Below are 19,302 nucleotides of genomic sequence, written 5' to 3'. Positions count from 1 at the left end.
GTAAAGATACATAAACCGGTTGTTTTAGCCTCAATCGAGCGTTTGATTAATTCTTACAAGATTGTTATCGTGCTGTTTGGTGAGATCCGTAATGTATACCCTCACCCCAGCCCTCTCCCAGAGGGAGAGGGAGCTAAAAATGCCTTTTGCGGCAGTTTGTCAGGGAGAGTGGGTTGATAATTAGAATTAACGAAATATAGGTACCAAGTAGAACAAAAAACAGTCAGGCGTAAAATATAAAACACAAGCTTAGTGACTATTCAAAAACAAAACGACTATTGATCTTAACAATAAAAAAAGTTACAAGACGCAACACTTATAACAATACATAAAAGCAGCTACGCCATTAATAAAGCAAGTGTAGTCTGCGGGGTTGATTTGTTCCACGGAGTCAGACATGGAAACCATACGTAACATGAGTAGTTCCAATGAAAGTCATTTTTTAGTGAGAGCAAGGCAGCGGTGCACGATAAACCGGAGTGTACAAAAAGTACATGAGGCTTTGAGTACGGCGCTAACACAGCTATCGCTGAAAAAGGGAGTTATTGGGACTGCTCAATTAGCATTGCGCCTGGCCCCTGCGAAAGCAGGTTTTGTCCTGGCCGGTGCTTTAGCTGTGCTGCCAGCGGCCCATGGGGTTGAGTTTGAATTAATGGATGGCGATGTCACTGGCTCGCTTGATACCACCTTATCCTACGGTGCTATGTGGCGGGTAGAAGGGCGAGATACCCGAAAATATGCAGGTGCTGATAAGCCTACCCATGATGATGTGAATACTAACGATGGTAACCGTAATTATGATACGGGCCTGGTTTCCAATACTTATAAGATAACCTCTGAGTTAGAAATTAATTACGCTAATCCCACTGAAAGCATCTCCAATGTAGGGGCTTTTGTAAGGGGTCGGGCTTTTTATGACTCTGTAGTGATGGATCAGTCTACCGATTGGCTCCATGCTAATGATCGGTTTACTGGTCGTGGCTATCCTGACCAAACGGGTACTTATCCTAATGGGGATGGTTTTAGTGGTGATGTTGAAAACCTAATCGGTAAAGATGCCTCGTTATTAGATGCTTATGTATACACCAGTTTTGATGTGTATGATAAACCTGTGGATATTCGTTTTGGCCAACAAGTACTTAACTGGGGGGAGGGGTTATTTTACCGGGGGGGGATTAATACCATAAACCCTATAGATGCTGCCCAGTTTTCGCTACCGGGTTCTGAGGTAAAAGACCTATTAATCCCGCAAATGGCTTTGGCATTTAATGTGGGGCTGACTGATAGCCTTTCCATGGAAGCCTTTTATATGTTGGAATGGGATGAGACGATTGTCCCCCCCCGTGGTTCTTATTTTAGTAATAATGATATTTTTTCTGAGGGGGCAGATAAGGGGTATAATGAACTGTCTGGAACTCTTGAAAGAGCCGCAAGTCTAGGTCTTCCACTCTCAAGTGCTGATATAGAAATACTCAAAAGTAAAGGTGTAAATATTGATGGCGATTATTTAGTAGTCGCGGATACGACTAGAAAGGAAAATGCTAGAGACAGTGGGCAATGGGGTATTAACTTTAAGTATTTTGCAGAAGAGTTAAATGATACTGAGTTTGGCTTTTATTTTGTGAATTACCATTCTCAGGCACCTTTTGTTCAAGCTACGATTCCTGAGAACTATATGGCAGATTTTCTAAGTTTTAGAAGTTCAATTGTCGCAGAAAGATTTCCTACATTGAGAGAGCTGGCGCTTACAACAGTAGGGGGGATGATGCATGTTATGTCAAACAATGTTTTGGCACGAAGAGTTTTTCCCGAAGATATCAGAATGTTTGGCTTGAGCTTTAATACAACAGTTGGTGATACTTCTATTGCGGGTGAATTAACTTATCGGCCTAATATGCCAATATGGATTGATCATCCAGATGACTTAGTTTCAGGGATTTCGTCAAATCTTATTCCATTGCTGAATGGTGTTCAATGTACAGGCTCAGAAGCTACAGGTACCCATTTATCTCAAGGACGACCAGAGAATATCGCGTGTGTCGGTGATTGGTATAGCAACTACGAACGGGTTGAGTTATGGACTGGTTCATTGGTTTTTATTCATAACTTTGGCCCAACTCTAGGCTTTGATGGCTTTATGGGGTTAATTGAACCTCACTTTGAAATGATTTCTGGTTTAGGTGGTGACTATGATCGATTTTTATCCACAGGCTCAGGACCCTATGATCAAAGAAATTTTAGTGGCGATTACACCCCGGCCCATGAAAGACTAGATCGCTTTAGTTGGGGTTATACGTTGGTGGCTTCTGGGGTATGGAACGATGTATTTGCTGGGGTGAATTTAAACCCGGTTTTCCGTTTTAAACATGATGTGGAAGGTAACTCCCGCCGGACAGGTAGCTTTATGGAAGACCGCAAAGCAGCCACTATTGCACTAAATGCTAATTATTTAGGCACCATGTCGGCGGGTATTAGTTATACCAATTTCTTTGGGGCTGAGCGACGGAATAAGTTGAATGATAGGGATAATATAGCGGTTAATTTTAAATACGCTTTTTAAAGCACTATTTATTAGGCTTTTGATTAGCGATAACGGCGTTGTCCATGTACTCAACTTATCATGTATTATTTATACACTCAAAGTTTCCGTGCATGGACGCCTTGTCCTCACTAACCAAAATTCCTGCTAAGCAGCACTTTGCTTTGAGAGTAGAAAGTTGAAGGTTTTATTCTGAAAAAGCTATTGCGCTTGGTTTTTTTGAAAAGAGAGATTAATAGCACCTCTGTTCTATTCCCCCCTTTGAAAAAGGGGGGTAGGGGGGGATTTTTTTAAGGAGCTTTGTGTAGGTTTCATGAAATCCCCCTCAATTCCCCTTTGTTTAAAGGGGGAGGTGAAAAGATAAAACAGCCTTGCATAAGTGGTATACCCCGCAAGATAGGAACGCAAAAGGTTACGAATACAGTTATTTTGCGATACCCTGAGCGTGGTGGGTAAATAAGTAAAAAGAGATAACCTCATGCTAAAAAAACAAACAATTATTGGTGGGTTGACGGCGTTAGCCCTGGCAACGCAGATGGCTGTTGCAGCCGTGTCGCCAAAAGAAGCGGAGCGGTTAAAAAAAGATTTAACCCCAATTGGTGCTGAAAAGGCCGGTAATAAAGCAGGTACCATTCCTGCCTGGACTGGTGGTTTACAAAAAAGTGATATCCCAAAAAGTTATACAACCAGAGGGCAGCATTATCCTAATCCTTACCCAGGGGACAAGCCGCAATTTGTGATTACGGCGGATAACTTGAGTAAATATCAAGCTAATTTAACCCCTGGGCAAATTGCGTTATTTAAGGCTTACCCGAAGACCTTTAAAATTCCAGTATATAAAACCCGGCGATCGGGTTCGTTACCTCAGTTTGTGTATGATAATACGATTAAACATGCAACCACCGCTAAGCTGAATAATGGCGGTAATGGTTTTACTGGGGCTTACGCGGGCTTTCCATTCCCTATTCCAAAAGACGGTTTAGAAGCACTGTGGAACCATATTGTGCGTTACCGTGGAGAATATGGTGTGCGTAAAGCAGCAGGTGTGCCGGTGCATCGTAACGGTAATTACACGCCAGTTATTACCCAACAAGAGGCGTTTTTTAAGTATTATGATCCTAATGGCAGTGAATCCACATTAGATAATATTATTATTTATTATCTGGCTTTTACTACTAGCCCTGCTCGGTTAGCCGGTGGTTCAGTATTAGTGCATGAAACTTTGGATCAGGTTAAACAACCTCGTCAGGCATGGGGTTATAATGCAGGACAGCGCCGAGTGCGTCGAGCGCCTAATTTAGCCTATGACACGCCAATTTCTGCTGCTGATGGATTAATTGTGGCGGATGATACCGATATGTATAACGGTGCGCCAGATCGGTATAACTGGAAATTAGTGGGTAAAAAAGAAATTTATATCCCCTACAATAACTATGAGCTGATAAGCCCCAAACTTAAAAACGAAGATATCTTAAAAGTTGGTCATGTTAATCCAGACCATACCCGTTATGAACTACACCGGGTGTGGGTAGTGGAAGGTACTTTGAAGCCAGGCGAACGCCATATTTATTCAAAGCGGGTGCTGTATTTGGATGAAGACAGCTGGGGTGCAGCCGTTGTTGATCAATACGACGGACGTGGTGAATTATGGCGAGTAAGCATGGCTTATTTGTTAAATAACTATGATTTACCAACCACCTGGACCGGTTTGGATGTATTCCATGATCTACAGGCACGCCGTTATTATGTACAAGGTTTAGCTAATGAAGAAAGCACCTATGTAGACTTTTCAAAAGCCATACCTGATGATAAGTACTTTAAGCCAGCAGCGTTGAGACGGAGAGGGCGCCGGTAGTAGTTGGTGTTATTTAAATCCCCCCTAGCCCCCCTTTGTTAAAGGGGGGGAGCAGTTTTTGTAATTATGTTCTAAAATCTCCCTAACCTCCAATTTTCTAAAGGAAAGAAGACTGCTACACAGCCCTGTTTCAGTTGAGGTATTGATTGGTAGCACAATCTAGCTTCCCCCTTTGGCAAAGGGGGACTGAGGGGGATTTCATGAAAACCTACTTGAAGCACCTTAAACAACCGGGTCGACTATTACGAGCAAATATGACTGAGGCAGAGCAAAGGCTCTGGCAGCTTGTTCGTCGAAAACAAATACATGGCAAACAGTTTTATCGGCAAAAACCTCTGCTCGATTATATTGTGGATTTTTATTGTCCTGCTGCAAAGCTGGTAATTGAGCTGGATGGTGGCCAGCATTATGATGCTGATCATCAAGAGCAAGATAGAATTCGCGATCAAGCATTAACGGAGTTGGGTTTAACCGTTTTGCGATTTGATAACCGACAGGTGCTAACAGAAACAAATACTGTACTAGAGGTAATTGAGCAGTCAGTGAGAAAGGCGTGTTTTTAAATCCCCCCTAACCCCCCTTTTTCAAAGGGGGGAATGAATGGCGCAAGACCCTATTTCATAGAAGAGAAAGAGTTTCAATCTGGGGTATAGTATTGTGGTTCAGTCTAATTTCAGGGCAGGAGGTGAACAATTGTGCAGTTAATTTTATGAGGGGATAGAATAATAGCACAATTTAGCTTCCCCCTTTGAAAAAGGGGGATTAAGGGGGATTTTTCTTTACCTAAACGATGAGGCTATTAGCCACTCATTTACGCCCTTCCTGCCTTAACTCCCTCAGTGTTTCATCTGAAATAATAGGCTTCTTCATTTTTTTAATATTGGCGATTGCCTGTTTGGTTTTTTTCATAACTCTTAATCTAATTGCGATATTAGCTCCAAAATACGACCATCGCTTTTCGTTAAATTTTCAAAGGCGTAGGGGTTAAGAAATTGGCGACGCCAAAGTAGTTGTTGGTCTGTTTCGCTTAGCTCTGCAGTGTCGCAAACATTGGACCAGTTTTCGATAATGGCTTGGATTTGTTTTTCTATAATAATGATGGCTTCTTCTCGGGTAAGTAAGAAGTGCTGTGCAGCTGCAAGACACACAGATATTTGGCTCATTCGATTATTGCCAGTTATTAGCATGGCTTGTGAAGCTTCGTTGCCTGAACGGCCTTGTGGGCATATATCATAGGCGGGGGTGAGTGATAGCATGTTGCCATCCCAAAACGCGGCATGGTTGCGAGCATGGTCATCGGTATTGCCGGTTAATATATTAAAAGTAATTCGGGAAAATAATTCCTTTAGGGTTAATGATGCATTAGTAAACTTGTGACGAATAATTTCTGCCAGTTCTTCATAGCTGGCATAACGAGCCATCATTTCATCCAAGTTAAACAAGGTTAAGGCTGATACCATTAACTTGCGTTGCCATCCTTGGGGTGATTGAACACGGTCAAACCGTTCAATTAATAATACATCTTTGTGTGCTGCTTGAGTTAATGACACTGGCGCAACATTCAGGTCGGCCATTTCAGCTAAGCGCATGGAGATAAATTCGGCTTTTACTACGCTAAATAAATCAGAAGTGGCCGAAAACTTGGCAACATATTTTTTGTTTTTATCTTCAATGAGTGCTTTAGGGCGTGCACCGCCAATAGAGGTGCCATGATGCAATGCTTGGTCTAACTCTGGGGTTAAGGGCACTCCTTTCTCTACTAAATCAACTGCTGCTGATAATTCATCAAGTGGTACATTGACAGCCGCGCGCGGTTCATAAGCAGTGGGCGAGAGCTGAAAATCCAAAGCACCAATGCGGTCAGAGCCGGACTCAAGCAAATAAGTGAGCTCATCCAGCTGGGTGGTATCAGCAGAGCCTTTTAGTCCTAATAAACTATTAATAATAACCCGTCTACCCCAGGCATCCGGTGCGCTGTCACGAATACAGCCTGGTATGGTTAACCCTTTTTGTGGGGGAATAAACCCTGGCCTTAAAGGAAGTTCTGCATCATAAATAGGAATGGCGTTATCCCGGGCTAAATAGCTTTTACCATAGTTAAAAATAAGGGTTTGCCCTTCAGCAGTTAATTTACCAGCAACAACTGGCGTGGTTTCTTCTGGCAGCCAGGCCCATACATAAGCTTCATTGTAACGCTGGAATTTAGAAGTCATCGTCTACATCTTTTTGCTTAATATGAACACTTTTTGGGAGCAGGGCAATTTTGCTATCAGCTAATTCAATACGCAGGTTAAGTGTATCTTGGTCAGAATCAAATAGTTTTATACCCACTAGCGTGGCTACTTCAAAGACTATCCCTATTTCACATCTAAGGTCGCCTTTTTCAATTTTTTGCAGGGTACCTTTAGATATACCAGCCCGATCAGCTAAATCTTGCATAGTGAGCTGGCGTGCTTTTCTGCCAAGCTTAATTTGCTTGCCTAACAGTTCAGCAGCACTCTTGGTATAGCGGGAGTATGTTCTTGTGTTTGGTAGCGTCATGGTTGTTATTTTAGGTGTGAGGCTTGATGGCGTCAAATATAAAAAGGTCACTATAGTAATCCTATCGATAGGATATGACTACTATAGTGATATTTTGTTTTATCTAATATATACCATTCGCTTTGACTATAGATTAAACAAAGATGCGTTAAGCCGTAGGATTGAGCGTTTTAATATTGTATTGGGGAATAAACCCATCTTGAGTGACTAGCTCTAACCCTTCCGCTTGCGCCTGGGCAATTAACATTCTATCGAATGGGTCTTTATGAATATCAGGTAATTCCCCTGCTTTTTCTGCATGAAACAAGCTAATAGCGAGTTTTTCGAAGCCTTCGTCTTCAACAAAGATGTAGATCAACTATAAAAATGACTGCCAAGTCAGTAATAATTACACCGTCTGTGAGCAAAATTAGATAAAACAACAGTTTGAAATGCAACGATAACGATAAGGGAGTAGGCGCATGCGATTTGCCGCTCGGCAACGACGATTCGCTCGATTTAACCGGTGGCCAGCTCTCAATGCACTGCTTAAAGCTGGCCTGTTGATTTTGCTGCTAACCAATACGTTTAAACTATATGCTGATAATAAAATAACTGATCCTCCTGCCGTTTTAAGTGACAAAGCAGCCCAAGCGCTTTTGCTGGATATCACCATACCACCTGGTAGCCAACGACTAGTAGCGGTGGGTGAGCGTGGCCATATTGTCTATTCCGATAACCAAGGGCAGCAATGGCAACAGGCGAAAGTGCCTACCAGCCAATTAATCACAGCAATTCATTTTGTCGATCAACACTATGGCTGGGCTGTGGGGCATGATTCCATTATTTTAGCCACTACTGATGGTGGTACCAGTTGGCAACGTCAGTATGATGATTTAGCGATGGAAGCTCCCTTATTAGATGTGTGGTTTATTAATCGGCAAGCAGGTTTTGCCGTGGGGGCTTATGGGCAGATTTTACATACGACAGATGGCGGGAGCAGCTGGGTGGATTGGTCTCATACCATCGAAAATGAAGAGGAGTTCCACTATAACAGCATTACCGCTATTGATAATGAGCGGCTAATTATTGTGGGGGAAGCAGGGTTACTCTATCGCTCGACAAATAAAGGCAAAACCTGGGAATTATTGGAAAGCCCTTATGAAGGTTCTTTATTTGGGGCTGTAGCGACTGGCTCAGTTGATAGTGCGCTGATTTTTGGTTTACGAGGCCATATCTTTCGTACCAATGATTTTGGTAATAGCTGGCAGCAGGTAAAGGTGAATACTGAGCAGGGATTATATGGTGGACAGTTGTCGTCTGATCAGAAAATTACTTTAGTGGGCAATGCCGGAGTGGTATTAGTCAGTAAAGATGCTGGGCTGAGTTTTCAGGTGGTACAACGGCCTGACCGGAAAGCGCTGAGCAATGTGGCCAGTTTAGCTGATCAAAAGTTGGTATTAGTGGGTGAGGGTGGTGTTAAACTCGCTTCTCCCCTGGGTAAGCCGTTAGAGTCTAATTAAGGGGGGATATATGGCTAAATTTCATCACCCAAGTGAAACTGAACCCTTGCTTGAACGGATTTGTTTTAACCATCGGCTGTTTTTATTGCTGGTGTTTGCAGTGTGTACCTTAGTGTTGGGTTATCAGCTAACCAAGTTGAAACCCGAAACCAGTTTTATGAAAATGATTCCGGTGGAGCATCCTTTTATTCAAAACTGGTTAAAGCATCAGGATGAGCTTGAAAACTTAGGCAATTCAATTCGTATTGCTGTGGTCGCCAAAGAAGGCGATATTTTCGCTGCAGATTATATGGAAACCCTAAAGCAAATGACTGATGAGGTGTTTTATTTGCGTGGGGTTGATCGGGCAGGATTAAAATCCCTTTGGACTGCCAGTGTGCGCTGGATGGAAGTGACCGAAGATGGTTTTGTGGGTGGGCCGGTTATTCCTAAAGGATACGATGGCTCAGCGGCTGCATTGGAAGAGTTACGTAATAATATTTTACGCTCGGGGCAAATTGGCCGACTGGTGTCGAATGATTTTAAGTCGTCAATTATTTATGTGCCCTTATTTGAAAGAGATCCTGAAACGGGCGAAGCGTTAGATTACCAAGCACTTTCTCAAGCGATTGAAGATAAAGTACGCAACCAGTTTGCAGGCCAAGGGGTTGAAATTAAAATAATTGGCTTTGCCAAAAAAGTAGGCGATTTAATTGAGGGTATTGGTTCCATTGCTTACTTCTTTGCGATTGCGATTGGTATTACCTTGCTCTTGTTGTATGTTTATTCCCGGTGTGGGTTCAGCACCATTATCCCCGTTATTTGCTCCATTGTGGCAGTGATTTGGCAGCTAGGTTTATTAGCCACTTTTGGTTATGGTCTAGACCCTTATTCAGTATTAGTACCCTTTTTGGTGTTTGCGATTGGGGTTAGCCATGGGGTGCAAATTATTAATGCCATTGGTTTAGAAGCAGCTACGGGGGCAGACCCTTGTACAGCCGCACGCCGAGCATTTCGTTCGTTATATATTCCAGGCATGCTCGCCTTAATCAGCGATGCCATTGGCTTTTTAACCTTATATGTGATTGATATAGCGGTTATTCGTGACTTGGCCGTAGCAGCTTGTATTGGGGTGGCAGTGATTATTTTAACTAACTTGCTACTGCTACCTGTTATCATGTCTTATTTAGGGGTGGGCAATGTTTTTCGCGAGCGAGTTAAAGCCGGTAATGCCACTCGCTCTAAAGTGTGGGATCGGCTATCGAATTTTGCTCACCCGGTGGTAGCCCCAATTTCTATAGTAATTGCCTTGGTAGGATTTGGCTGGGGGTGGTATCAAAGCCAGGATTTAAAAATAGGTGACTTAGATCCAGGTGCGCCAGAGTTACATCCAGACTCTCGTTATAATCTGGATAATGCCTATATTACCCAACATTATTCCACCAGTGCTGATGTGCTAGTGACCATGGTAGAAACAGCAAAAGAAACCTGTTCAACCTACCCAGTCATGTCAGCTATCGATCGTTATATGTGGGCGATGGAAAATGTAAAGGGAGTGCAAACCGCTGTTTCATTAGTATCAGTTTCTAAGCTGTATATTAAAGGCACTAACGAGGGTAACTTAAAATGGCAAACGTTATCCCGTAACCAACATGTTCTTAATAGCTCGATTCGGAGTGCCAGTGGTTTATATAACCCTGACTGTAGTATGGCGCCTGTCTTATTATTTTTAAATGACCATAAAGCAGAAACCCTGGCAAGGGTTGTTGAGGCCACTCAAGCGTTTGCTGCGGAAAATAATACTGATCAGCTTAAGTTTTTATTAGCCTCTGGTAATGCAGGTATAGAAGCAGCGACGAATGAGGTAATTGAAGACGCTCAATATGAAATGCTGGTGTTTGTTTATGGCGTAGTCAGTATTTTATGTTTAATTACCTTCCGGTCACTGCGGGCAGTCTGTTGTATTATTATCCCATTAGCGCTTACCTCTTTATTATGTCAGGCATTAATGGCCATGTTGGGCATAGGAATCAAAGTCGCAACCTTACCGGTGATTGCGTTAGGGGTTGGCATAGGTGTCGACTATGGTATTTATATCTATAGCCGATTAGAAAGCTTTTTACGCCAGGGAATGGATTTACAAGAAGCTTACTACAACACTTTACGTACAACTGGTAAGGCGGTGAGTTTTACTGGGGTAACCCTGGCAATTGGCGTAGGCACCTGGATTTGGTCGCCGATTAAATTCCAGGCGGATATGGGCATTTTATTAACTTTCATGTTCTTGTGGAATATGGTAGGTGCACTATGGTTGTTACCTGCATTAGCTCGGTTCTTTATGCGGCCAGAACGAATGGTAGCAAGCCCAGTTTCTCAGCAGAGAACAGAAACAGCCAACGAAGATAAAAGCAATGAGGCGGCTACATCATCAAACTCATCAGAAAAATCCATCAATTCTATGGATAAATCAATGTCTAGTAGTTTGACGTAGAAACACTAAAGAAGTCATATAATAAAAAACCCACCAAATGGTGGGTTTTTTATTAGCAATTCACTTTAGAATAAACCTGTTTAAAAAGTTGATTGATGAAATCAAATATTTAAAACTCATTCTTTGAAATTTAAGAGAAAATAACAAACTACTGGAATATAACTTAAACTAATACACCAATAGTGCTTTAGTTTTTATGGAAGACAGTAGTAATCGAATATAAACAGAGGATTTGTGATATGAGTCGATCAACACTAAACATGACAGATGTTATTGAAAACTATATCTGGCAAGTAGGCGTGCGGGAAACAGCTATAATGCAGCAGTGCCGTGAAGAGACGGCAGCTATGCCTAATGCTAATATGCAAATTGCTCCTGAACAGGGGCAGTTTTTAGCCCTGTTAGCTCAATTAACTGGTGCAAGACGGATTATTGAGGTGGGGACTTTTACTGGTTATAGTGCATTATGGATGGCATCAGTGTTACCAGGTGATGGTAAGTTAATTGCCTGTGACATCAGTGATGAATATACATCAAAAGCCAAACAATATTGGCAGCAAGCAGGAATCACCAACAAGATAGACTTGAAAATTAAGCCAGCTACGGAGTCTCTTGCGGAATTACTAGCAGCTGGTGGAGCAGGTCAGGTTGATATGTTATTTATTGATGCCGATAAAATTGGTTACCAGGATTATTACGAACAAGGTTTACAACTACTCCGGCAGGGTGGATTAATGGCGTTTGATAATACCTTATGGAGTGGCTCGGTGGCAGAGCTTAGTGATGATCCAGATACCCTTGCCTTACAAAAATTTAATCGTCATGTACACAGCGATCAACGGGTGGATATGGGGCTGTTGCCGATAGGGGATGGGTTAACGTTGGTTAGGAAGAAATAGCGTTATATTAATAGTGCATTTTTTAACTCACTCTCCCAGGGTGTTGCAAAAGGGTACTGAAGGGATTTAATTTGAAGCGCTTTTGCGACAGTTTTAGAAAGAGTGAGCTAGGGAGGGTTAGAACTATAGCACAATCTAATTTCCCCCTTTATCAAAGGGGGGAGAGCAGCCTTTACAATAGCTTCAGAAGGAGAGGGGACTAAGCTTCGCTACGCTTTTTCAAACACTAACTTAAAAGTGACTGGTACAGCAAAGCTAATGCTGTTTAAACCAGCCAGTTCTTTTAATTTATCAATTCCTGGTGTCATGCCGTATTTTGAAGCATCAATTAATATGGGTTTGAGGCTGCTTACTAATAAGGTGTTGTCTTGTAATTTTGATACGGATAAATCCACTTCTAAAGGATGGGTTTGACCATGCAGGTTAAGATTGAGTTTAACGGTTTCTTTGCAGCTGGCGCCAACATCTAACTTAACGGCTTTATTAATATTGATTTTACCTGTGATAACCGCATTGGGGTGTTTGCTGGTTTCAAATAAATATTGACGCATCCGTTCGTTACGAATATCGATATTGGTTTCAACGGAATCGAGCTTTACAACAACGTTTACTTGTCCTACTGCATCAACCCCGCCTTGTACATCAGTGAAAAAATGAGATTCTGCAACATGTTCTTTTTTTACTGAGACAAAGTTTAAGCGAGATAACTCATAACTCAGTTTCCAATCGGCAGTAGCGGTAGCTGCACTAGAGGCTAATACCAGGGGTAGCAACAAGTGACGTAGTTTCATAGAAGTAATTCTCGTTGGTCATAAACAGTTATTAGAGGTGCCCTCAATAGAGAATAATGACCAAAAACAACTGACTCTGGCAAGTTATAGTTTGTCAATATTGGGAGAATTATTGGTCATTTTTGAACGAAGTTGGATGAGGGAGGGAAAAAGTAGACAGTAACGGCGAATAAGTAAATAAACTGCAATCAATATTTAATGAATATTCGTAAAATAAATGAAGTATATTAGCAATCATATGCTTGCATCTCAATAAAGGAGGATGCTACATCAATGCTTGTCAAAAATGAGTCCTGCAAACTCGGCAAGCTCATAAACATGCTAAAGACCCTGATATCACTGGTCTACATAGCATTTTTCTGTGGTTTGATGAAATATTCGGGCTAGAATAAGCCCGTTGAATATGGCTAAATAAAGTTGCTAATTATATAGTCAAAGCGACGAGTATAAATGGAACTTATAAAATGATAGCATTTATTGGGATTGCGATTTTAGTATGGATTATTTACCGGCTAACGCGAGACACCAGCCAACCACATAATTATTATTTTCAGCGGCTCAATCATGTTTTGCGAGAAGTTGGGCCTGCCAGGCCATTGCAATTTATCGACATGGATCGTTTGGCAGATAATGCAGCTGTGATTAAACGGCATTATCCCTATCCTAAGCAGTTACGCTTTGTTGTTAAGTCATTGCCCTGTGTGCCTTTATTAAAATGGTTATTAGCCACTTTTCAAAATGATAAATTAATGATATTTGACTGGCATTTTTTGGCTAAGCTATTACCCCAATTTCCAGGAGTCGATTTTTTATTTGGCAAACCCATGCCTGTGCAGGCTTTACGTCAGGCGATTCAGCAAATACAAGACAGCTCAACAGATGCACTTGCTCAAGTGCAATGGCTGGTGGATTCTCATCAACGGTTGTTGCAATACCTGGCAATAGCAGAGGAACACTCGGTACGTTTACGTATTAGCATTGAAATAGATGTTGGCATGCACCGTGGGGGTATTAATAGCCTTGCTAATTTTCGACAATTGTTGTCGACTATTCAACAGTATTCGGCCTATTTACAGTTAAGTGGCTTGATGGGGTATGATGCCCATGTAGCAAAAGTACCACATTTGTGGCCTGTTTCTGCTGAGGCTGCAATGGATAAAGCTCACCAAAAAATGTTGAGTCAATACCGACAGTATGTCCATGTGCTACAAGTTGAGTTTGCTTCACTGTTTCATTCGACACTTTGTTTTAACAGTGGTGGTAGCCCAACTTATAGTTTACACAAGGGTAACCAGGTGGTGAATGATGTAAGCTTAGGTTCTTGCTTGCTGCAACCTACTGACTTTGACTTACCCCATTTAGGAGCCCACCAACCCGCTTGGTTTATCGCTACCCCTGTGTTAAAAAAAATGTCGGGGTTGCATATTCCCTTTGTAGAGCAGTTATCTAACCTTATTGCTCGTTATTTACCCCGTTGGCAGCATACTTATTTTATTTATGGTGGTTACTGGCGAGCACAGCCTTGTTCACCACAGGGGTTGTATTTTAATCAACTATATGGGCGTAGTTCCAATCAGGAAATTTTAACGGGATCTGCTAGAACTGCATTGGAAATTGATGATTATATCTTTTTACGCCCCAGCCAAAGTGAGGCGGTGATGTTAGAATTCCCGGAAGTCTATGTGGTGCGTGATAGTAAGGTGGTAGAACAGTGGCCAATTCTAAAATAAGATGCCTCTAAAAATGTATTGTCTAGAGACGCCTTATAATGAATGATGATTTGAAATTGAGTCAAAATCAGCCTGTGTGGGATTTGCCTGCACCTTTTATTTTAGATTTAACGGTGGATGCATCGGTTATTGATCATTATGGTCATGTGAATAATGCAGCCTATGTTAGTTGGTTGCAGGATGCTAGTTGGGCACACTCAAATAGTATAGGCTTGGCAATTGATCAGTATCGGGAATTAAACCGTGCTATGGTAGTGCATCGCCATGAGATCAATTATTTGGCCCCTGCTTTTTCTCAGGATCAACTACAAATTGCTACCTGGGTTGTTATGTTGGAGAACAAACTAACCCTTACCCGACAGTTTCAAATCTTTAGGCTTGAAGACCAGCGTTGTATTTTGCGGGCTAACACCAAATTTGTTTGTGTGGAACTATCTTCAGGTAAGCCCCGTCGAATGCCCGAGTTGTTTATTAAAGGGTATAGTCAACTTTTAGTTAATAATTACTCTGATTAGAGAAGTACATGAGTAAAAAGAATTATTTTATTGTAGTAACACTATTTTTTATTGCAGTAGCTGCTGCGTATTTTTTTTTGCACTGGCATCGTGAGCAGCAACAGCCTGCTACTTCGTTATGGGTGTCGAATGTGTTGAAAAGTCAGCGCCATGATTTTGGGCATTTCGCATTAGCTTGGGATGCTTCAGCTGTGCAATGGCAGCTAACTTACCAAGGTGAACTAAATTGGCAGTCAATACCACAGCAAGCTTTTATTCAGGCAACCATTCAAGACAATGATCAGCTAATTAATTGTACTCAACAAAGTATTCAGCAGCTATTTACTCAAACGGGTTTAATCCAATTGGGTGGGCAACTGGCTTGTGGCAAGCAACTAATACCTTATCAAATGGAGTGGCGATCGATTTCCAGTGAGGTGATTAAAGTAAAGTTGATGGTACTGCATAATCAGGTCGATCAGGTTAACTGGTGGCTGGGTGTGGTGGAGCCTCCAAGCCATCAGTTATCAGGTGATAAAGTGGCGCTTTGGAAAAATAACCAACAGAACACACAAGTTAATATGGAAAATAGTTGTCCCTTACCTGGTAGGCTGATAGAGAGTTGTTTGCCGGCTAAAACAGGTGGGTTTTATTGGCCATCAGGGTTGACTATTTGGCGATTGCACCCAGCTAGTCAAGCACGATTGGCATCAGCCGCTAGTGATAATAAGCTGAATAACAATAAAACAGGTTGGTGGTGGCAACAAAAGAGTAATGAGTTGGCGCTATTATTGATTAGTCAGCCTTCTCCAGAAGCTAGTTTTCAGTTATTACACAAACTGGCTCGTCATCCTGCTTTGCAGCTTTAGAAGTACTGTCTAAGCTTAAAGTGTTTTTAAGTACTGGTTCCCTTAGGATGCTATTATGGGTGAAACAGTAACACAGTATCACTTTGATCCTGATGACTACGAGAAATTCTCCCAGCGGTTACATCAAAGCTTGGCTATTTTACAGCAACTGATTAAACGGCCTGGTTTTGGTGATGGGCCGGCATTATTAGGTGCTGAGTTAGAGCTTTATATTACTGATAAACACTGTAATGCACTGCCGATTAATCAACGGCTGGTGGATGAGTTTAAAGATAAAAAGCTTACCCATGAGTTAAATCGTTATAATCTGGAATATAATTTATCGCCAGTCAGCATTAAACCTGCTCCTTTTGCAGAAATGGCAGAAGAACTCAATCAGCTCATTAATAGCCTGCAACAACTTGCCAGTAAGTATGAAGGGCGAGTGCTACCTATTGGCATTTTACCTACCTTGACGGAAGATGATATTGACCCAGCGATGATGACGGATATTCCCCGTTATCATGCTTTAACCAAAGGGGTTAAAGCATTGGGGAATGGCCACTTTATGATTAATATTGATGGTAAAACTCCGTTACAGTTTTGTACGGATGAAGTCACCATGGAAGGTGCCAATACCTCTTTCCAGTTGCATTATCAGGTAAAACCAGAGCGGTTTGCTGAGGTATTTAATGCCATTCAACTAGCAACACCTGTAGTATTGGCGTTGGCTGCTAATTCACCGACTATTTTTGGTCATGAGTTATGGCATGAATCTAGAATTGCGTTGTTTAAGCGTACAGCAGAAACCCATCAACCTCACGCCCACTGGCATCAACCTGCTCGGGCCAACTTTGGACATGGCTGGGTACGTCATGGTAGTGAAGAGTTAATGGCGGAAGCGATTTGTTTGCATCCTCCATTATTGCCTATTTGTACGGATACTGATTATCAACAGCAAATGGCGGATGGTTTAACTCCTAGTTTAGATGAATTACGTTTGCACTTAGGGTCGGTCTGGTCGTGGAATCGCCCAGTTTATGATCCAGCTGATGCTGGTCACTTACGAATTGAAATGCGCTCGTTACCGGCTGGCCCTAGTGTAAAAGATATGATGGCAAACGCTGCGTTACTCATTGGTTTGGCTGAAGGATTGGCTGACCAGATGAAATATCTATTGCCTGCAATACCCTTTAGCTATGTAAAAGGTAATTTTTATGAGGCGGCGAAGCGAGGCCTTAATGCAAAGTTAATCTGGCCCAGTTTGACTAGTCATCAACTGGCTGAACAACCGATAACGAAGTTGGTAGATATACTGCTGCCCATTGCTTGTAAAGGGTTGGCTAAACTAGGTATTAGTAGTGAAGAAATTGAAACTCACAGCCAAGTGATTAAAGATAGGGTTCACGCTAAGCAAAATGGAGCGATTTGGCAGCAAATTATGCTCAATAAACTAAAATATCATTACCCACTACCGGAAGCATTGCATCAGTTAACCGAAAAGTATTTTCAAAACTTTATCTCTGGTAAGCCGGTAGCACAGTGGGCAAGAGAGTAGTGTAATGACTAAGGCAGTATTAAAAACTTGGTATGATCCCAAGCCCGATGAAATTGCTGATCGGCATGGAGCCTTTTTACAACAGCTTGGCCAACCTACCTGCTTATTTATTCCTGGTAAAGATACCTCTAAGGTAAGAGCGATTACTACGCTGTTGCATGGTAATGAACCATCAGGTTTAATTGCTGTTCACCAATGGTTGAAAAGCCATTATGAGTCACCAGAGGTGAATATTTTAATTATTATTGCTTCAGTAAAAACTGCACTAACAGAGCCCCTTTATAGCTATCGCCATTTACCGGATGAACGGGATTTAAATCGTTGTTTTAATCCGCCTTATAATGACAAGCAAGGTGAAGTAGCAGAAGCTATTTTAAATTGTTTGGCAGAATATCAGCCAGAAGCCTTATTAGATATTCATAATACGTCAGGCAATGGACCGGATTTTGCGGTAACCATTAATGACTCTAAACCCCATCAGTGGCTAACTTCTTTATTTACCGGATTAATGATAAAAACCGATCTTCGTTTAGGCGCATTGATGGAAGTGGTAGATAATATTTATCCGACAGTTACGATAGAGTGTGGTGGTGCTAAAACGGGTCAATCTCATCGTACTGCTTTTCAAGGGATACAACGTTATTTGCATACCCCAGAATTATTTATGGCTAATTCATTTAACCAGGTACAAATCCTGTATAATCCTGTACGACTGGAGTTAGATAATAATATTAATTTAGATTTTTGCGATCAACCTGTAGTAGGGATGGATTTAACGTTACGCAAAGACATTGAACGGTTTAACTTCGGCGTTGTAGATGGCACGGTGCACTTAGGCTGGTTAAATAACGGAAGTGACCGGCTGTTAAAAATGAGTGATTTAACCGGTAACGATATTTTTCATGATTACTTTGATATAAAAGGTAACACAATCTACCCATCCTTTCCTATTCAGTTGTTTATGATTACCTCGAACCCTGTTATCGCAGTTGATGATTGCTTGTTTTATGCGGTAAGGGCGAGGCATTAGAAATCCATATAATAAACTCTTGATATAATTTTTTATAAAAACCACTTTCCATTTTCATAATAATGCAGTGGTTGTTACTTGATAGATGAGGCTGTTGTGGGTGACAAAAAACCTTCAGATGACGAAAATGATATTGAGTTCATGTATCCAGCTTCTGCTGTGTTTGAAGCGATTGATAATTTTTTATCAAATGAAAAGGCAAAGAAGACAACCGAAAAATATATTTTATTAGTGTTAAGAGTATGGTTTTATGTGCTAGTAGCAACAGGAGTTTACGCATTTATAATTCCAGGTGGGTTTGAAGTTGTTATATATTTTATAGCATTTTCATTTCTTGTTCCTATTGGAACTATGTTGTTTTTCGTCTTGCTGGGAGTGTTGGTGAGTGCTTTTTTTGCAAAAAAAGATTATATTAGACTTTTTGCTCAGCTAGCCTTAAATGCTATTTTAAATACTGTACTCGTTATAGATGTCGTTGATGACAACCTCTATTTTTTGACTCTTTCTCGTTCTACAGAAGCCACTTTCTTTACAGTGGCTTCTGTAGCTATCATTGCTGGTTCACTTTTTTTAGCGTTTTGGCTACCTGAAACCCGTTATTGCAAAAAGGCTGTAAGGGTAACAACGATACTATTCCCTTTGTTAACAGTAGGTTTGATTTTTGAGTTGTCATTACCAGATAAAAACTATTATCCCTTAGAGAATTTTCGTCGAGGAAACTGTGGTTCTGAAGTGGTGTCGAGTGGTAGTGGTCCAAGTAGAGTAAATTTTTGTGATTATTGGTTTGAAGTTAATGGTAAAAATTACTTTTTTAACGAGTATCCTGGTGATGATCCTAATAATATTTTTACCAAAGGGAAAGAGTATACTCATTTAGAGATTAGGAGTGGTCTATGGAATCACTATCAGTTGGTTACGTTGCCATAAGGGTATTTCTAATAATTAGTGCCTGACAGAAAAGTAGTCTAGTTTGCCAGTTGAAGGGGCAACTATTTTGGTCTTATAAGTTAATATTACTCATTTATGACTGTTTTTGACTTGGGTA

At 41.3% G+C, this 19,302-nt stretch carries 16 protein-coding genes; 12 read left to right on the top strand and 4 right to left on the bottom strand.

Features of this window, described 5'->3' with window-relative positions; all coding sequences use genetic code 11:
- The first annotated feature begins 397 nt into the window (after window positions 1-397).
- The 3 genes from OQE68_RS01720 (at window position 398) to OQE68_RS01710 (ending at window position 4,957) form a co-directional block, all read left to right on the top strand.
- Entirely contained in the window at window positions 398-2,560 is a 2,163-nt protein-coding gene (locus OQE68_RS01720; protein ID WP_219340207.1) for a DUF1302 domain-containing protein, read from the top strand.
- A 457-nt stretch (window positions 2,561-3,017) separates the two neighbouring features.
- Window positions 3,018-4,394, top strand: a complete 1,377-nt coding sequence (locus OQE68_RS01715; RefSeq protein ID WP_180571176.1) for a DUF1329 domain-containing protein — start codon at window positions 3,018-3,020, stop codon at window positions 4,392-4,394.
- Window positions 4,395-4,594: 200 nt separating this feature from the next.
- Window positions 4,595-4,957: an endonuclease domain-containing protein gene (locus OQE68_RS01710; RefSeq protein ID WP_180571177.1), complete on the top strand. Its 363-nt coding sequence runs from the start codon at window positions 4,595-4,597 to the stop codon at window positions 4,955-4,957.
- Between the two features lie 351 nt (window positions 4,958-5,308).
- Here OQE68_RS01710 and OQE68_RS01705 read toward each other — a convergent pair whose 3' ends face one another.
- The 3 genes from OQE68_RS01705 to OQE68_RS01695 all read right to left on the bottom strand — a co-directional run bounded on the left by OQE68_RS01705 (window position 5,309) and on the right by OQE68_RS01695 (window position 7,293).
- Window positions 5,309-6,607 (bottom strand): type II toxin-antitoxin system HipA family toxin, encoded by a 1,299-nt coding sequence (locus OQE68_RS01705; protein ID WP_180571178.1) that lies wholly within the window; start codon window positions 6,605-6,607, stop codon window positions 5,309-5,311.
- Window positions 6,597-6,986 carry a helix-turn-helix transcriptional regulator gene (locus OQE68_RS01700; RefSeq protein ID WP_219340208.1) on the bottom strand — a complete coding sequence of 130 codons (390 nt, stop codon included), beginning with the start codon at window positions 6,984-6,986 and terminating at the stop codon, window positions 6,597-6,599. The genes OQE68_RS01705 and OQE68_RS01700 overlap by 11 nt, the downstream gene beginning before the upstream one ends.
- Before the next feature lie 97 nt (window positions 6,987-7,083).
- The gene (locus OQE68_RS01695; protein ID WP_180571179.1) at window positions 7,084-7,293 is read right to left on the bottom strand and encodes a type II toxin-antitoxin system VapC family toxin; all 210 of its coding nucleotides are present in this window, start codon (window positions 7,291-7,293) and stop codon (window positions 7,084-7,086) included.
- A 103-nt stretch (window positions 7,294-7,396) separates the two neighbouring features.
- On the opposite strand from OQE68_RS01695, the gene OQE68_RS01690 reads away from it, so the two are divergent.
- From OQE68_RS01690 to OQE68_RS01680, 3 genes are all read left to right on the top strand, one after another.
- A complete protein-coding gene (locus tag OQE68_RS01690; RefSeq protein WP_180571180.1) occupies window positions 7,397-8,437 on the top strand; it encodes a WD40/YVTN/BNR-like repeat-containing protein in 1,041 nt (346 codons plus the stop codon).
- A 10-nt stretch (window positions 8,438-8,447) separates the two neighbouring features.
- On the top strand, window positions 8,448-10,907 hold the full coding sequence (locus OQE68_RS01685; protein ID WP_180571181.1) for an efflux RND transporter permease subunit: 2,460 nt from the start codon (window positions 8,448-8,450) through the stop codon (window positions 10,905-10,907).
- 239 nt (window positions 10,908-11,146) lie between these two features.
- Window positions 11,147-11,806 (top strand): class I SAM-dependent methyltransferase, encoded by a 660-nt coding sequence (locus tag OQE68_RS01680; RefSeq protein WP_180571182.1) that lies wholly within the window; start codon window positions 11,147-11,149, stop codon window positions 11,804-11,806.
- 209 nt (window positions 11,807-12,015) lie between these two features.
- Here the strand turns inward: OQE68_RS01680 and OQE68_RS01675 are convergent, their stop codons facing one another.
- Window positions 12,016-12,597, bottom strand: coding sequence for a YceI family protein (locus OQE68_RS01675; RefSeq protein ID WP_180571183.1), 582 nt, complete (start codon window positions 12,595-12,597; stop codon window positions 12,016-12,018).
- A 464-nt stretch (window positions 12,598-13,061) separates the two neighbouring features.
- On the opposite strand from OQE68_RS01675, the gene OQE68_RS01670 reads away from it, so the two are divergent.
- From OQE68_RS01670 to OQE68_RS01645, 6 genes are all read left to right on the top strand, one after another.
- Window positions 13,062-14,327 carry an alanine racemase gene (locus OQE68_RS01670; protein WP_180571184.1) on the top strand — a complete coding sequence of 422 codons (1,266 nt, stop codon included), beginning with the start codon at window positions 13,062-13,064 and terminating at the stop codon, window positions 14,325-14,327.
- 38 nt (window positions 14,328-14,365) lie between these two features.
- The gene (locus tag OQE68_RS01665) at window positions 14,366-14,842 is read left to right on the top strand and encodes an acyl-CoA thioesterase (protein WP_180571185.1); all 477 of its coding nucleotides are present in this window, start codon (window positions 14,366-14,368) and stop codon (window positions 14,840-14,842) included.
- Window positions 14,843-14,850: 8 nt separating this feature from the next.
- Window positions 14,851-15,690: a hypothetical protein gene (locus tag OQE68_RS01660; protein ID WP_180571186.1), complete on the top strand. Its 840-nt coding sequence runs from the start codon at window positions 14,851-14,853 to the stop codon at window positions 15,688-15,690.
- Window positions 15,691-15,745: 55 nt separating this feature from the next.
- Window positions 15,746-17,227, top strand: coding sequence for a glutamate-cysteine ligase family protein (locus OQE68_RS01655; protein ID WP_180571187.1), 1,482 nt, complete (start codon window positions 15,746-15,748; stop codon window positions 17,225-17,227).
- 4 nt (window positions 17,228-17,231) lie between these two features.
- On the top strand, window positions 17,232-18,257 hold the full coding sequence (locus OQE68_RS01650; RefSeq protein ID WP_180571188.1) for a M14 family metallopeptidase: 1,026 nt from the start codon (window positions 17,232-17,234) through the stop codon (window positions 18,255-18,257).
- A 78-nt stretch (window positions 18,258-18,335) separates the two neighbouring features.
- Window positions 18,336-19,184, top strand: a complete 849-nt coding sequence (locus OQE68_RS01645) for an LTA synthase family protein (RefSeq protein WP_180571189.1) — start codon at window positions 18,336-18,338, stop codon at window positions 19,182-19,184.
- Window positions 19,185-19,302 lie beyond the last annotated feature (118 nt).

This window comes from Spartinivicinus marinus (genome assembly GCF_026309355.1).
Classification (GTDB): Bacteria; Pseudomonadota; Gammaproteobacteria; order Pseudomonadales; family Zooshikellaceae; genus Spartinivicinus; species Spartinivicinus marinus.
The sequence above is the reverse complement of the archived record's forward strand: the minus strand, read 5'-3'. Positions and strand labels throughout refer to the sequence as shown.